The organism is Streptomyces sp. NPDC059897, from assembly GCF_042730865.1.
Classification (GTDB): Bacteria; Actinomycetota; Actinomycetes; order Streptomycetales; family Streptomycetaceae; genus Streptomyces.
On record NZ_JBHWKQ010000014.1, the window covers coordinates 62,754 to 77,649 of the forward strand.

14 protein-coding genes are annotated in these 14,896 nt (G+C 70.8%); 6 read left to right on the forward strand and 8 right to left on the reverse strand.

The window, feature by feature from the left end; translation table 11 throughout:
- Window positions 1-287 precede the first annotated feature (287 nt).
- From ACFV9W_RS17795 to trpS, 3 genes are all read left to right on the forward strand, one after another.
- On the forward strand, window positions 288-1,328 hold the full coding sequence (locus ACFV9W_RS17795; RefSeq protein WP_385761525.1) for an NAD(P)-dependent alcohol dehydrogenase: 1,041 nt from the start codon (window positions 288-290) through the stop codon (window positions 1,326-1,328).
- Between the two features lie 78 nt (window positions 1,329-1,406).
- Window positions 1,407-2,630, forward strand: coding sequence for a cytochrome P450 (locus ACFV9W_RS17800; RefSeq protein WP_385761527.1), 1,224 nt, complete (start codon window positions 1,407-1,409; stop codon window positions 2,628-2,630).
- Between the two features lie 189 nt (window positions 2,631-2,819).
- Window positions 2,820-3,890, forward strand: a complete 1,071-nt coding sequence (gene trpS, locus ACFV9W_RS17805; protein WP_385761530.1) for a tryptophan--tRNA ligase — start codon at window positions 2,820-2,822, stop codon at window positions 3,888-3,890.
- Window positions 3,891-4,078: 188 nt separating this feature from the next.
- Here trpS and ACFV9W_RS17810 read toward each other — a convergent pair whose 3' ends face one another.
- Both ACFV9W_RS17810 and ACFV9W_RS17815 read right to left on the reverse strand, forming a co-directional pair.
- The gene (locus ACFV9W_RS17810; protein WP_385761532.1) at window positions 4,079-4,363 is read right to left on the reverse strand and encodes a zinc-ribbon domain-containing protein; all 285 of its coding nucleotides are present in this window, start codon (window positions 4,361-4,363) and stop codon (window positions 4,079-4,081) included.
- A gap of 75 nt (window positions 4,364-4,438) precedes the next feature.
- Window positions 4,439-5,080 carry a MerR family transcriptional regulator gene (locus tag ACFV9W_RS17815; protein WP_385761534.1) on the reverse strand — a complete coding sequence of 214 codons (642 nt, stop codon included), beginning with the start codon at window positions 5,078-5,080 and terminating at the stop codon, window positions 4,439-4,441.
- A 100-nt stretch (window positions 5,081-5,180) separates the two neighbouring features.
- Here ACFV9W_RS17815 and ACFV9W_RS17820 point away from each other — a divergent pair, with 100 nt between their 5' ends.
- The 3 genes from ACFV9W_RS17820 (at window position 5,181) to ACFV9W_RS17830 (ending at window position 7,750) form a co-directional block, all read left to right on the forward strand.
- Window positions 5,181-5,660: a DUF4188 domain-containing protein gene (locus ACFV9W_RS17820; protein WP_385761536.1), complete on the forward strand. Its 480-nt coding sequence runs from the start codon at window positions 5,181-5,183 to the stop codon at window positions 5,658-5,660.
- Window positions 5,661-5,772: 112 nt separating this feature from the next.
- The gene (locus ACFV9W_RS17825) at window positions 5,773-6,264 is read left to right on the forward strand and encodes a peptidylprolyl isomerase (RefSeq protein ID WP_385761538.1); all 492 of its coding nucleotides are present in this window, start codon (window positions 5,773-5,775) and stop codon (window positions 6,262-6,264) included.
- Window positions 6,265-6,427: 163 nt separating this feature from the next.
- Window positions 6,428-7,750 (forward strand): S28 family serine protease, encoded by a 1,323-nt coding sequence (locus tag ACFV9W_RS17830; protein WP_385761541.1) that lies wholly within the window; start codon window positions 6,428-6,430, stop codon window positions 7,748-7,750.
- A 3-nt stretch (window positions 7,751-7,753) separates the two neighbouring features.
- Here ACFV9W_RS17830 and ACFV9W_RS17835 read toward each other — a convergent pair whose 3' ends face one another.
- The 6 genes from ACFV9W_RS17835 to ACFV9W_RS17860 all read right to left on the reverse strand — a co-directional run bounded on the left by ACFV9W_RS17835 (window position 7,754) and on the right by ACFV9W_RS17860 (window position 14,577).
- Window positions 7,754-8,509 carry a ferredoxin reductase gene (locus ACFV9W_RS17835; RefSeq protein WP_385761544.1) on the reverse strand — a complete coding sequence of 252 codons (756 nt, stop codon included), beginning with the start codon at window positions 8,507-8,509 and terminating at the stop codon, window positions 7,754-7,756.
- Window positions 8,502-9,113 (reverse strand): sulfite oxidase-like oxidoreductase, encoded by a 612-nt coding sequence (locus ACFV9W_RS17840; protein WP_385761547.1) that lies wholly within the window; start codon window positions 9,111-9,113, stop codon window positions 8,502-8,504. Before ACFV9W_RS17840 ends, ACFV9W_RS17835 begins: the two co-directional genes overlap by 8 nt.
- A complete protein-coding gene (locus tag ACFV9W_RS17845; RefSeq protein WP_385761550.1) occupies window positions 9,110-10,402 on the reverse strand; it encodes an amidohydrolase in 1,293 nt (430 codons plus the stop codon). Before ACFV9W_RS17845 ends, ACFV9W_RS17840 begins: the two co-directional genes overlap by 4 nt.
- Complete coding sequence (locus ACFV9W_RS17850; RefSeq protein ID WP_385761553.1) at window positions 10,399-11,166, reverse strand: nucleoside phosphorylase; 768 nt, start codon at window positions 11,164-11,166, stop codon at window positions 10,399-10,401. Before ACFV9W_RS17850 ends, ACFV9W_RS17845 begins: the two co-directional genes overlap by 4 nt.
- Window positions 11,167-11,262: 96 nt before the next feature.
- Window positions 11,263-13,485 (reverse strand): FUSC family protein, encoded by a 2,223-nt coding sequence (locus tag ACFV9W_RS17855; RefSeq protein ID WP_385761556.1) that lies wholly within the window; start codon window positions 13,483-13,485, stop codon window positions 11,263-11,265.
- Between the two features lie 216 nt (window positions 13,486-13,701).
- Entirely contained in the window at window positions 13,702-14,577 is an 876-nt protein-coding gene (locus ACFV9W_RS17860) for an SGNH/GDSL hydrolase family protein (RefSeq protein ID WP_385761559.1), read from the reverse strand.
- Window positions 14,578-14,896: the final 319 nt, after the last annotated feature.

Below are 14,896 nucleotides of genomic sequence, written 5' to 3' on the forward strand. Positions count from 1 at the left end.
GCGTCGGTCGGCTTCAGTTGGCTGCTGTCACCATATGGGCTGTGGCGCCCCATGGCACTCGCGTCCGAAATGTGCGACCTAAAGCCCAGATGAACTGTTGTGTCCGACCTCACGTCCGGCCGGTGTGGAACCGGCGTCGGGCACCGGCCGAATGCTGTTAAACTTTGAACCAGGCCCCGACCGTTCTCCCCCGTACGGTCGGGGTCCTTTTTTGTGCGCGGGCGTGCGCGCGGTGGGTGCCTGGGGTTGCATGGGGTGGCGGGGGTCAGCCACGAAGGAGCCCGAACATGAAGGCACTCCAGTACCGGTCCGTGGGAGACGCCCCGGAGGTCGTCACCGTCCCCGATCCCGAGCCCGGCCCCGGACAGGTCCTGCTGAAGGTCACCGCCGCCGGTGTGTGCCACTCCGACATCGCCGTGATGAGCTGGCCGGCGGAGAACTTCCCCTACGCGCTGCCGCTGACGCTCGGGCACGAGGGCGTCGGCACCGTCGCCGCCCTCGGCGCCGGGGTGACCGGCTTCGTGGAGGGCGACTCGGTCGCCGTGTACGGGCCCTGGGGCTGTGGCGCCTGCGCCAAGTGCGCGGAGGGCAAGGAGAACTACTGCCTGCGCGCCGAGGAGCTCGGCATCCGCCCGCCCGGGCTCGGCGCCCCCGGCTCGATGGCCGAGTACATGATCGTCGACGACGCGCGGCACCTCACGCCGATCGAGGGCCTCGACCCCGTCGCGGCCGTGCCGCTCACCGACGCGGGACTCACCCCGTACCACGCCATCAAGCGCTCGCTGCCCAAGCTGGTGCCCGGCTCGACCGCCGTCGTCATCGGCACCGGAGGCCTCGGCCACGTCGCCATCCAGCTGCTTCGCGCGATGACCGCCGCCCGCGTGATCGCTCTCGACGTGACCGAGGACAAGCTCGCCCTCGCCCGACAGGTCGGCGCCCACCAGGCGGTCCTGTCGGACGCGGCGGCCGCGGGCAAGGTCAAGGAGCTGACCGGCGGGCGCGGCGCCGAGGCCGTCTTCGACTTCGTCGGCGTCCAGCCCACCGTCGAGACCGCGGGCGCCGTCGCCGCCGTCGAGGGCGACGTCACGATCGTCGGCATCGGCGGCGGCACCCTGCCCGTCGGCTTCGGCACCACCAACTTCGAGGTCAACGTCTCCGCCCCGTACTGGGGCAGCCGCGCCGAACTCATCGAGGTCCTCGATCTGGCGCGGGCCGGCGCCGTCTCCGTGCACACCGAGACCTTCTCGCTCGACGACGCCCCCAAGGCGTACCAGCTGCTGCACGACGGCAAGATCAACGGGCGCGCGGTGATCCTGCCGAACGGCTGACCCGGGGTGGGGTGTACGGGCTGACGGGCGGTCAATAGTCTGAGGGCTACCGCCCGTTACCCCCCCACAGGGAGCCCCATGTCCACCGCGCAGGTCCCCGACATCCTCTCGCCGGAGTTCGCCGCGAACCCGTACCCCGCCTACCGTGCGATGCGCGAGAGCGCCCCGCTGCTGTGGCACGAGGCGACGCGGAGCTGGATCGTGTCGCGGTACGCCGATGTGGAGCGCGTCTTCAAGGACAAGGAGGCGACGTTCACCACCGACAATTACGACTGGCAGCTCGAACCCGTGCACGGCAGGACCATCCTGCAGATGAGCGGCCGCGAGCACGCCGTACGCCGCGCGCTCGTCGCGCCCGCCTTCCGGGGCAGCGAACTGCAGGACAAGTTCCTGCCCGTCATCGAGCGCAACTCCCGTGAACTCATAGACAAGTTCAGGGACCGGGGAGAGGCCGACCTCGTCGCCGACTACGCCACCCGGCTCCCGGTCAACGTCATCGCCGACATGCTCGGCCTCGACAAGGCCGACCACGCCCGCTTCCACGGCTGGTACACCGCCGTCATCGACTTCCTCGGCAACCTCGCGGGCGACCCGGATGTCGCCGCGGCGGGGGAGCGGACCCGGGTCGAGTTCGCCGAGTACATGATCCCGGTCATCCAGGAGCGCCGCGAGAACCCCGGCGACGACCTGCTCTCCGCGCTGTGCGCCGCCGAGGTCGACGGGGTGCGGATGAGCGACGAGGACATCAAGGCGTTCTGCAGCCTGCTGCTCGCGGCGGGCGGCGAGACCACCGACAAGGCCATCGCCAGCATCTTCGCCAACCTGCTCGCGCACCCCGACCAGCTGGCCGCCGTGCGCGCCGACCGGTCCCTGATCCCGCGCGCCTTCGCCGAGACGCTGCGCGTCACCCCGCCCGTCCACATGATCATGCGGCAGTCCGCCGTCGACGTGGAGCTGACCGGCGGCACCGTCCCCGCCGGGGCCACCGTCACCTGCCTCATCGGATCGGCCAACCGGGACGAGAGCCGGTACAAGGACCCGGACCGCTTCGACCTGTTCCGCGAGGACCTGACCACCACGACGGCGTTCTCGGCCGCCGCGGACCACCTCGCCTTCGCGCTCGGCCGGCACTTCTGCGTCGGCGCGCTGCTCGCCAAGGCGGAGGTGGAGACCGGGGTGAACCAGCTCCTCGACGCGATGCCCGACGTGCGGCTCGCCGACGGCTTCGACCCGGTCGAGCAGGGCGTCTTCACGCGCGGCCCGCAAGCGCTGCCGGTGCGGTTCACACCGGTGAATTCCTGACCCGCACCGCCCGTCAGGTGTACGATTGCGTCATGCATCGATCTTCGTGCCTGAACTGGTGGCGCCTCACTTAGAGGCGGCCGCACACTCAAGCACGTACAAGGGCCGTCCCCGGACGGCCCTTTCCCATGTCCTCCCACCGGAGGTCACGCCGTCCCGAGGGCGCCCGTGACCCAGGGGAGAGAAACCATGAGCAGCACCACCGACGCCCTCGGCACGTCCGCCGCGCAGACCCGCAGCGCCGAGCTCGAACAGCTGATCCGCAAGGACCCGGGACAGTTCCGCATCCTCACCGGCGACCGGCCCACCGGGCGCCTGCACCTCGGCCACTACTTCGGCACCCTGCACAACCGCGTCCGGCTCCAGGACCTCGGCGTCGAGACCTTCGTCCTGGTCGCCGACTACCAGGTCCTCACCGACCGCGACGTCGCCGAGAACCTCACCGAGCATGTCGAGGAACTGGTCCTCGACCACCTCGCCATCGGCATCGACCCCGAGCGCTCCACTATCTTCACGCACAGTGCCCTGCCCGCACTGAACCAGCTCCTGCTGCCGTTCCTCAGCCTCGTCTCCGTCGCCGAGCTCCAGCGCAACCCCACCGTCAAGGACGAGATCGCCCACTCCCGGCAGTCCGCGGTCAGCGGCCTGATGTTCACCTATCCCGTGCACCAGGCCGCGGACATCCTCTTCTGCAAGGCGAACCTCGTCCCCGTCGGCCAGGACCAGCTGCCGCACCTGGAGGTCACCCGCACCGTCGCCCGCCGCTTCAACGACCGCTACGCCGACGGCACTCCGGTCTTTCCGCAGCCCGAGGCCCTGCTGTCCACGGCGCCGCTGCTGCTCGGCACCGACGGCACCAAGATGAGCAAGTCCCGCGGCAACGCCATCGCCCTGTCGGCGACACCCGACGAGACCGCGCGGCTGATCCGCGGCGCCAAGACCGACGCCCAGCGCCACATCACGTACGAGCCGCAGGCCCGCCCCGAGGTCTCCTCGCTCGTCCTGCTCGCCGCGCTGTGCGAGGGCGTGGAGCCGGCCGCGGTCGCGCGGGAGATCGGGGACGGGGGAGGCGCGGCGCTCAAACGCCGCGTCACGGAGTCCGTGAACGAGTACCTCGCGCCGATCCGGGCCCGCCGTGAGGCGTACGCGCAGGACCGTGGCCTGGTCAGGGGCGTGCTGCGGGCGGGCAACGAGCGGGCGGGCGCGATCGCCGACGCGACGCTCAAGGAGGTGCGGGCCGCCATGAACGCAGACTACTGACAAGGGCGGAAAAGCCGCCGGGACGATTCTGCCTACGGCATGCATGCCCGGCCCGATCCCGGGCAGCAGGAGAACAGACGCTCAAGCAGCCCACCCCCCCCGGGCGCTCGAGCCTGTGGCCCTGTCGCCCCCTCTCCCCCCTGGGAGGCGGCGGGGCCACCTTTTTGTCGCGGCCCCTACCCGGCGAACTATCCCTGGTGGTGCTGCTGTTGCTGCTGCGGCGCCCCGGCCTGCGGCCCGGCGGCCTGCGCGAGCATCCCGTCGACGTGGTCCTTGGGAACCTGGTGCGCGGCGCCGCAGAACGTGCACTGCGCCTGGTACTTCGTCGAGACCGGGAACAGCGGGACGAAGAACAGCGTGAACTTCGTGACGAACTTCCGCAGCGTGTGCGCCGCGGGGTTGCCGCAGCTGCCGCAGACGAAGGTGAGGATCGCGAGCTGGTACGCGTAGCCCCGCGTGCCGAAGATGATCATTGGTTCCCTCCCGTGGTGTGGCCGCCGCGGTGCGTTCGGCGTCCGGCCTCATCGTATGCGGCCCGCCCCTGAGCCTCACAAGCCGTAGCGGCGCGTGGAGTGCTCCTCCTGGGCGAGCCGGCGCAGGGCGATCAGCAGGGGGTCGTAGAGGACCGCCGAGGCGACCGCCAGTTCGACCTTCTCGGAGTCGTCCTCGTAGGTGTCGAGTTGGTCCAGGTCGAGCCGGGCCACCTCCTCCATCAGGTGCGCGTACCGCGCGAGGACCTCGGGGCCCCGCGAGAAGCCAAGCCGGGTCAGCGTGACGATCGTGGTGACCAGGGTGCGGTACGTGGGGGAGAGGGTCCCGATCTCGCGCGCGTTGTGCCAGCCCATGCCGTCGAGGAATCGGTCGACCGCCTCGGTCACCTGCGCCGTCAGCGGGTCGTCGGCGGGCGCCTCGGGCGGCTGCGGCATCGCCCACAGCGCGGCGCCGAGCCGGAAGGTCGTGCCCAGGGACTCGTCGTCCACGTGCCCGAGCACCTCGCGCACGGTGGCCACCGGGATCCGCCCGATCTGGATCATCGCCCTGATCAGGCCCAGCCGCCGCAGATGCGCCTCGCCGTACGCGGCCTGCGTGGCGCTGACGCGCTCGCCCGGCGGCAGCAGGCCCTCGCGCAGGTAGTACTTGATCGTGCCGACCGGCACCCCACTGCGCTCGCTCAACTCCGCCAGTCGCATGCCTTGTGCCCCTTCTTGGAAAGTGTCACTATCCAAACACGGGTCAGGGGATCGGGGGACCCCTGACCCCCTGCCAACGACCAACGAATTCGGGGGAGTTGTGTTCACGAAGCTGGAGAGGGGACGGGTGACCGCGGCCGCCGACGGCGACGTCGTGATCTTCGTCATCGGCATGCGGATCAACCGGTTCTGGGCGGCCCACCGCTGGCTGCCGGTGATGTACGCGATGCCGATGATGCTGCGGGAACTCGGCAAGGATCGCACGGCCGGGATGCTGCACCACGTCCTGGGCACCTCGGACCCGCGCAACTACTACGTGATCCAGTACTGGGAGTCGAAGGAGAAGCTGCTCGCCTACGCGGCCGCCTCGGACAAGCGGCACCAGCCCTGGTGGGCCCGCGTCAACCGGTACGCGCGCAAGAGCAAGGGGTACGTCGGCATCTGGCACGAGACCTACGTCGTGCCCGCGGGCGCCTACGAGACGATCTACGGCGACATGCCCCTGCACGGCCTCGGCAAGGTGTACGGCGTGCGTCCGCTGGGTGACGGTGTGCACGCGCGGGACCGGCTGGCGGCTTGAATGCTCGCGCCCCGCAAGCGAAGCGTCACGCAGCGTGCGAATGGCGTACGAAAACGGCCATCCCGACGGGCCGAATCGGCATTCCGGGCTCCGTGATGAAAGGATTGCGTCCATGGCAATCAAGACCTACTTCGACATCACGATCAACGACGAGCCCGCCGGGCGGATCACGTTCAACCTCTTCGAGGACGTCGTCCCGAAGACCGCGGAGAACTTCCGTGCCCTGTGCACGGGCGAGAAGGGCTTCGGCTACGCCGGCTCGTCCTTCCACCGCGTCATCCCGCAGTTCATGCTGCAGGGCGGCGACTTCACCGCCGGCAACGGCACCGGCGGCAAGAGCATCTACGGCGAGAAGTTCGAGGACGAGAACTTCCAGCTCAAGCACACCAAGCCGGGCCAGCTCTCGATGGCCAACGCCGGCCCGAACACCAACGGCTCGCAGTTCTTCATCACCACCATCGTCACCGACTGGCTGGACGGCAAGCACGTCGTCTTCGGCGAGGTCGAGGACGGCATGGAGCTCGTGAAGAAGATCGAGTCCCTCGGCTCGCGCAGCGGCGGCACCTCCGCCAAGATCACGATCGCCGAGTCCGGCCAGCTCTGATCCAGGCCGACATCCGGCGCGAGGAGCCGGGACCCCGTCAACCGGGGTCCCGGCTTCTCGCATTTCGGCGCGAGCCCAACTCCCGGGCGCACGGAGCGGGTTAAGGTCTCGGTCGGTGGATCACCGATCCGCCGCACCGTTTCCTCGACCCAGGGAGGCACCCGTGCGCCTGCGCACCATACCCACGCTGCTGCTGTCCGCCGCCCTCACGGCGGGCGCCCTTGCCGCCACCGCGGCACCGGCGACCGCCGCGCCCGCCTCGTTCGAAGACCGGCTGCGGGCCCTGCCCGGAGTGCGCGTCACCGGTGTCACCGACAAGGAGGGCTTCCCGCTCTACTCCCTGTCGATCACGCAGCCGGTCGACCACGCCAGACCCGGCGCGGGCACGTTCGAGCAGCGCTTCACGCTCTGGCACAAGTCGACGGCCAAGCCCGTCGTCGTCTACACCGGCGGCTACGGCCTGTCCTCCTCGACCCGCGAGCCCACCACCCTGCTCGACGCCAACCAACTCAGCGTCGAACACCGCTTCTTCGAAGAGTCCGTACCGTCCGGCGGCACCCCCTGGAACAAGATGACGGTGCAGCAGGAGGCCGCCGACGAGCACGGCATCGTGCAGGCGGTGCGCCCGCTGTACGAGAAGACCTCCAAGTGGCTCGCGACCGGCGGCTCCAAGGGCGGCATGACGGCCACGTACCACTACCGCTACTACCCGAAGGACTACGACGGCGTCGTCGCCTACGTCGCCCCGAACGACGCGAACAACGACGACGACAGCGGCTACGAGGACTTCTTCAAGCGGGTCGGCACCCAGGAGTGCCGCGACGCGCTCGCCGCCGTGCAGCGCGAGATGCTGGCGCGCCGCGACACCCTGCTGCCCAAGTTCGAGCAGACCGCGAAGGACGAGGGCTACACCTTCACCAACACGCTCGGAACGACCGACCGGGCCTACGAGTTCGCGGTCCTCGACCAGGTGTGGAACTTCTGGCAGTCCGGCACCGTCGACAACTGCCCGACCGTTCCGGACGCCAAGAAGGTCTCCGACGACGACCTGTACAAGTGGTCCCTCGACCACGGCCTGTCCATCTACGAGGACTCCACCCTCGGCGCCAACAGCTCGGGCCCCTACTACCGGCAGGCCGCCGCCCAACTCGGCTGGGCCGACCTGAAGTTCAAGAACCTCAAGGGCGTCCGCCACTACCCGGACATCTACCAGCCGAACTCCGTGCTCCCCGCCGACATGCGCACCACGTACGACGGCACCGTCATCAAGGGCGTCGACAAGTGGGTGCGCACCAAGTCCCAGCGCATGCTGTTCGTCTACGGGCAGAACGACCCGTGGAGCGCCGAGCAGTTCACCCCCAGCAAGAACGACTCCTACAAGTACGTCGTGCCGAAGTCCAACCACGGCGCACGGATCTCCGCGCTGCCCGCGAACGAGCGGGACGCCGCGACCGCCACGATCAAGCGGTGGGCCGGAGTGCGCTAGCCGTCACCCGAACCGCTCGATACGGATGCGGTCCACCGGCTGACCGAGGCCGACAAGGAGCTGCGAGGCGTGCTCGGCGAAGGAGTTGGAACCGCATACGTACGCCTCCCACTCGGGCGCCCCTTCGCCGAAGCACGGCGCCAGATGATCGGCGGCCAGGCGCCGGCGCTCGCCCTCACGGGTGAGCACCGGCGTCGTCTCGGCCCCGTACTCCTCGGCGTAGATCAGGTCCGCACGCGTGCGTGCCGACACGAACAGCTTCAGCGGCAGGTCGAGCCGGTGCCGGCGGTGGTGGCGGATCATCGACATCAGCGGCACGACACCCGAACCGGCACCGAGCAGCAGTGCGGGGCGGTCGCCCGGCCACGCGAAGAAGCCGCTCAGCGGGCCGCGCACCTCGACCTCGTCGCCGACCCGCGCCCCGGTGTGCAGAAAGCCGGACACCTCGCCGTCCTCGACATGGTCGAGGGTCAGCTCGATGTGCCCCGAGTCGTCGGGCGCGGAGGCCAGCGAGTAGTGCCGCTGGGCGGTGTACCCGTCCTCGGCGGTCAGCCGCAGCATCAGATGCTGGCCCGGCAGATGGCCCTGCCAGCCGGGCACCGCGAAGCGGAACGTCGACGCGTTCGCCGTCTCCCGGCGGATCTCGGCGATCGTGGCGCGCTGCCAGAGCGCGGCGCCCTGGCCCGCGGCGATGCGGCCGGGCACGGCGAACCGGGTCGGCGGCGTGAAGGCGGTGGTCTGCGGCACGGTCTCAGTCACCTGCGTATCGCTGTTCTTCCCAGGGGTTGCCCCGCGCGTGGTACCCGTTCTGCTCCCAGAAACCGGGCTCGTCGTGATCGAGGAGCCGAAGGCCGGCCACCCACTTCACGCTCTTCCAGAAGTAGAGGTGCGGCACCAACAGGCGGGCGGGCCCGCCGTGTTCGGTCGGCAGCGGCTCGTCCTCGTAGGTGAACGCGAGCCATGCCTTGCCGCCCGTCACATCGGCGAGCGGGAGGTTCGCCGAGTAGCCGGTGTGCGAGTACGCCATGATGTGCGTCGCGGCGGGGGAGGGCCGGACGGCGTCGAGGAACGTGTCGAGCGAGACACCACCGAAGAGCACCCCGAACTTCGACCAGGTCGTCACGCAGTGGATGTCCCCGCTGTACGACGCCGGGGGCAGCGCCTGCGCCTCGTCCCACGTCCAGGTGCGGGGTTCCGCGACCAGGCCGTCGATGGTGAACGTCCAGTCCGCGCGGTCGAGTTGCGGTGTCACTTCGGCGGACAGCACCGGCCAGTCGTCGCCCGCGTCGTACTGGCCCGGCGGCAGGCCGGGGTTGTGGACACGGGGGCGGCCGACGAAGCCGCGGGTCGTGTGGCCGGTCATGCGAGGGCCTCCAGATCGGCGAGGACCGCGCCCTCGTCGAGGGTCGTGAGCGTACGGTCGCGCATCAGGATCCTGCCGTCGACGACGGTGTCCCGCACGTCGGAGGCCTGCGCGGCGTACGCGAGCATCGCGTACGGGTCGTGGCGCGGCGTGAGGTGCGGCCGGTTCAGGTCGAGGACGGCCAGGTCGGCGCGCTTGCCGACCTCGATGGAGCCCAGCTCGTCGCCGAGACCCAGGGCGCGGGCGCCCTCGATGGTCGCCATCCGCACGGCCTGCTCGGCGCCGACCGCCGTCGGGTCCCCGTCCGCCTTGTGCACGAGCGCCGCCTGCCGCACGGCGCCGAGGACGTCGAGCGTGTTCGAGCTGACCGCGCCGTCCGTGCCGAGCCCGACCGTGACACCGGCGCTCAGCAGCCGGGGCACCGGCGCGATGCCGCAGCCCAGCTTCAGGTTCGAGACAGGGCAGTGGGCGACCGAGGCGCCCGCGCGGGCGATCGCCGCGATCTCGCCGCCGGTCAGGTCGACGGCGTGCGCGAGCACCACGTCGGGACCCAGCAGGCCGAGGGAATCCAGGAGCTCGACGGGGCGACGGCCGTGCGCCACCTCCACGTTCGCCACCTCGGCGGCGTTCTCCGCCGCGTGCAGATGGATCAGCGCACCGTACTCACGGGCCAGCGCGAAGCACTCGACGAGCTGTTCGGGGGAGAGCGTGTACGTGGAGTGCGCGAACATGACCGGGCGGGTGCCCGTGGGGCGTGCGGCCAGGTCCCGGCGCGCCCACTCCATGCGCTCCTTGTACGGCCGCCCGTCCGGCGGTTCCGGGACGTCCATGAACAGCGGCCCGGTGTGCAGCCGCCAGCCCGCCGCGCGTGCGGCCCCTTCGGCGGCCTCGTGGAACCAGTACATGTCGAGCGCCGAGGTCACCCCGGCGCGCACGCTCTCCGCGACGGCCACGCGGACGGCGGAGGCGACGGTGGCGGGGTCGAGGAGGCGGGCCTCGGCGGGGACGACACGGCCCAGGAACTCCTGGAGCGTCACGTCGTCGGCGGTGCCGCGCAGCAGCGTCATCGCGAGGTGCGTGTGCGTGTTGATCAGGCCGGGGACGACGAGCCCGCCGGAGGCGTCGATGGTGTCGGCGGCGGTGTGCCGCTCGCGCAGCTCGTCGGCAGGGCCGACCGCCACGATCGCGCCGTCGCGCACGGCGACCGCGCCGTCGGTGAGCACCGTCGACGCGTCGTCGACGGTGAGGACGGTGCCGCCGTGCACCAGCAGATCGACGGACTCGGTCACAGTTGCTCCTCGGTCAGAATGCGCAGGGCCTCCAGAGCCACGACGCTGCCACGCCGCACGCCCTCCGCGACGACGTCGCGGTGCGGGTCGTAGCCGCCCGTGCCCTCCTGGTCCACCAGCTCGTCCGCGTTCACACCGTCGACGACGAGCACGGCGCCGGCGACGAGGCCGCGCAGCGACGCCGTGACGAACAGCGCGGACACCTCCATCTCGATGGCCGCGAGGCCCGCCCCGTCGTACTGGTTCAGCGGGATGAGCCCTGGTTGGAACGCCGCACGGGTCCACACGATTCCCCGGTGGTGCGGCGCCCCCGCCTCGCGGGCCGCGCGCGTCAGGGCGAACACGGCCTCCGGGCTGGACACCGCCGGGTACTCGGCAGGCACCAGTTGGCCGGTCACGCCGTCGTCGCGCACCGCGGCCTCCGCGACGACCAGGTCGCCGTCGCCGATCCCCGGCCGCATCGCACCCGCCGTACCGAACCGCACGAACGTCCGCACGCCCGCGTCGGCCAGCTCCTGGAACAGCAGGATCGCTCCGGGCCCGCCGACGCCGTGCGAGGCGACGACGACCGGCACCCCGCGCCACGTACCGGTGAACGTCCGGTACTCGCGGCTGTGCGCCACCTCCACGGCGTCGTCGAGCAGCGCGGCGACGGCCGCGGCGCGGGCCGGGTCGCCCACGACGACGGCGCGCGGCGGCAGTCCCGTCCGCGGAACCCGGCTCAGTGGGAGCAAGGAGTGGGGATCGGGTGCGGGGGCACTCACGAGGTGGCTCCAGTCATGGGGCGGCGCGACATCGGATTCGTAGGGGATCCTGGGATCGTATCCCCAGGTCAGAGTGGGTCGGAAGGCAGGACCGCGCTATGTGCGCGGTCCCACAGGGACACCGAGCGGCCGGGCCAGACCGGAGATCCCCTCGTCGAGCCGCTGAAGGTGCCGCAGCACACGGAACGTCACCGTGTTCGCCGCCGGCACCCCGAGGCCGTCCGTCTCCAGCATCGCCGCGATGCTCGCGCCCGACTCGACGGCGCCGGTCAGGTCCTCGTCGTTCACCTGCGCCACCAGCACGTCGATGTTGTGCGCGATGCGCCGCGCCGCCCTGCCGAGCCGCGGATCGGCGGCCACATGCTTGCTGTACGGGACGAGCTCGGCGGTCGCCGCCAGGGAACGCGCGTGGTACGCGGACGTCTCCAGGAGCGCCACCAGATAGCGCACGGTCTGCCGCCGCTCGCGCTGCGGGGCGATGGCGTGGGTCAGCGGCTTCGTGGACGCGCGCAGGTCGTCCAGGGCGGTGTCCAGATCGCGGGCCCGGTCGAGGAGATCCGCGGCCGGACCGCCGCTCAGCTGCTCCACCGCGCCCGCCACCACATCGCCCAGCCGCTCCAGGACCGTGGCGAGCAGCTCGTCGGTGCGGCTGTCGGTGCGCACCGGGAGCACCAGCATCGCCGCGATGATGCCGCACGCCGCACCGAGCGCGGTCTCCTCGATGCGCAGCACCAGGACGTCGAAGCTGTAGGTGTTCAGGAGCGTGTAGAGCAGCCCCAGCATCGCCGTCACGAAGAACGACATCAGCGCGTACGACAACGGGGCGGTGAAGAACGCCGCGAACACGCACACCAGGACCAGCACGAACGCCACCCACGTGTGATTGCCGACCGCCCCCGCGAGCAGCACACCGGCGACCACACCGAGCACCGTGCCGAGGACACGGCGGTAGCCCTTGATGACGATCTCGCCCGTGGACGCGGTGTTGAGGAAGACGACCCAGCAGGTCAGGACCGCCCAGTACCAGCGCTGACTGGAGAGGAACTCGCCGCCGACGATCGCGAGGGCGGAGCCGACGGCGACCTGGAAGGCGGCGCGGGTGGTGGGCCGGTCGAGGCCCGAGCGGTCGTCCTCCTCGGCGGCCTCCTTGTCCGTGCTGGTCAGGGCGACGGTGCCGGTGATCGACATGTCCTCCGCCTCCAGCTCCTCACGCGAACGCGTCGTGGCGGGGGAGTCGTCCGACTCGTCCTGCGGGCCGTCGAGGGCGATCCGCAGACCCATCACCGCGCGGGCCGCCTCACCGATGCCGCGGAAGACGTCCTGCACGGCGAGCGTGGCGCCCGGAGGCATCCGCTCCTCGTCGCGGTAGCCGAGCAGCCGGTTGCGGATCTGGGCGACGGCCGCGCCCCGGTTGGCGTCGGCGGGGCGCACCACCATCAGGTGCAGGGCGCCCAGATCGCGGCGCAGGGTGGCCGTCGACTCGTCCTCGTGGCGCAGCAGCTTGCCTGCGGCGGGCGCGGGCGCGTGCGGGAGGTGCAGGGTGAGGGTGTCGGCGCGTTCGGCGCTGCGCGCGTTCAGCAGCAGCATGCCGAGGCGCTCGGCGGAGATCTCCGCGTCGGCGATGCGGCGCTGGATCAGCGAGGCGGTCGCCGCGTCCCGGGTGCCGTCCTCGAGCCGCCCCTGGATCATCAGCGCCGTCTCGTGCAGCCGCGAGGTGTGGTGCCGCAGATCGTCCAGTACGTCGTCCAGTTCCTCCGGTGCGGCGTCCAGCAGCCGCGTCTGCGCGGTCACCAACTGCGCGAGCCGCGCCCGGAACGCCCCCCGCAGCCGGTCCAGGACGCGCTGCGGGGTCTCCGGCACCAGCGCGAACCGGGCCACCGCGCTGCACGCGAACGCCACCGCCAACGTGCCCGCGAGGACGGGCAGTTGATCGGTGGTCGCGTTCACGAACAGCGACACGAAGTAGACCTGGAAGCCCATCAGGCCGAGGGCCGTGCCCCGGTCCCCGAACCGGCGGAAGTAGACCGCGCCGAAGATCAGCGCGATGAAGAACAGGTCACCGGCGATGACCCTGCTGTGCAGCAGCGCGCCGAGGGACACGGCGGCGAGTGCCACCGGGAACCCCCACACGAGCGTGATCGCCTGCCCTCGCAGGTTCTTCTCACGGATCGCGAACGTGCTCACCATCGCGGCCATCGCGCCCGCGACCATGTGGGTCACATCCGTGCCGAGGAGCGCGAGCACGGCGAGCGTCAGCCCGATCGCCGCGACGATCCGCAGCCCTGCCGTCAGGCGCAGCAGCCCCGGATCGGATGCCATGAAGCGGTCCCAGGTGTCCCTCGGCCGTCGCGCCACCAGTGCTCACTCCAAGATCAGTCCGTCGGCGTCGCCCCCGAGCATACGAGGAGGTGGGCGCGCTCTTGACACGAGTATCGACTGGTGGACGGCGACCTGGCCGGGCACATGGTGACTTGGTGACATCTGGGGGATTTCCCCCGACGGGAAGGTGAGGGCAGTCGGGGCGGCGGCGACGGGTCAGCGCATCCCGAGCGCACCCATCGTGGCGTCGGCCATCGCCGTCTCGCCCAGTGCGTTCGGGTGCACGGGGACGAAGTTGGTGCCGAAGAGCGCCGGTTCGACCCAGCGGGTGCCGATCGGCTTGCAGGCGTCGTGGCCCTCGGAGGACTGCGAGAAGTCCACGTACGTCGCGCCGGTCTCGCTCGCCGCGCGCTGCACCGCGCTGTTGAGATGCGTCTGGATGTCGCGCACGTACGGCACGTCGCCGGACGCGATCGGCATCTTCACGAAGCAGCCCTTCTGCGCGGTCGGCGGCATGATCCACGGATAACCGAGGACGGCGACCCGCGCGTTCGGCGCCTTGTTCTTGACGGCCTGGAGGGCGGACTTCACCGCCGGGTACGTCTTGGCATCGATGTCGTCGCTGAACTTGTCGCCGTACAGGGTCTTGCACGGGTGGCCCTGGCCCGCGGAGGCGAGCCCGGCGGAGGCGCAGGACAGGATCGTGTTGATGAAGGTGCTGTTGTCGTTGCCGCCGATGGTCAGGGTCACCAGGTCGGTGTCCTGGGAGAGCGCGTCGAGCTGCGGCGGCACACCCGGGTACTGGGACCCCGCGAAGTCCTTCGTCTGCGCGGCGCCGCACGTCACGTCCTTGAGGGCGGCGCCGGTGCGCTTCGCGATGACGTGCGGGTAGTTGGCCGTGGACCGGGCGCACAGCGGGCTGGCCTTCGGGTCGAGCGGGAGCACGCCGGAAGCGGCGCTGTAGCTGTCGCCCAGGGCGACGTAGGAGAGGGGCTCGGGGGCCGCGTGGGCCGGCGCGGCGAGGGTGACGAGGGTGGCGCCGGTCGTTGCCGCGAGGGCGGTGAGTCTGCCGCTGAACGCGCGTTTCGCCATCTGATGCTCCTTCGAAGCCTTGGGGACCGGCGGAACGGGGCCACAGGCATGGCCAAGTTCCGTTTGAGGCAAGGGGGTTCAGCGCGCTGGTAGTTGAAGCTACCGACGGGTTTGAATTTGAGTCAATAGGCGTGCACAGGGTCGTGACCAGGGGAGAGTCGTGCAACACCGGGTTGTCAGTGGTGCTCGATAGCCTCACAGACGGATGGCAGACCCGTCGGCAGGCCACCCGGCGTGTTCACCGATTGCGGTGGCGCGGGTGGCCTGGGCGGAGACAATCGAACACACCGATTCGAGACTGGCGGCGCCGCGGATTCCC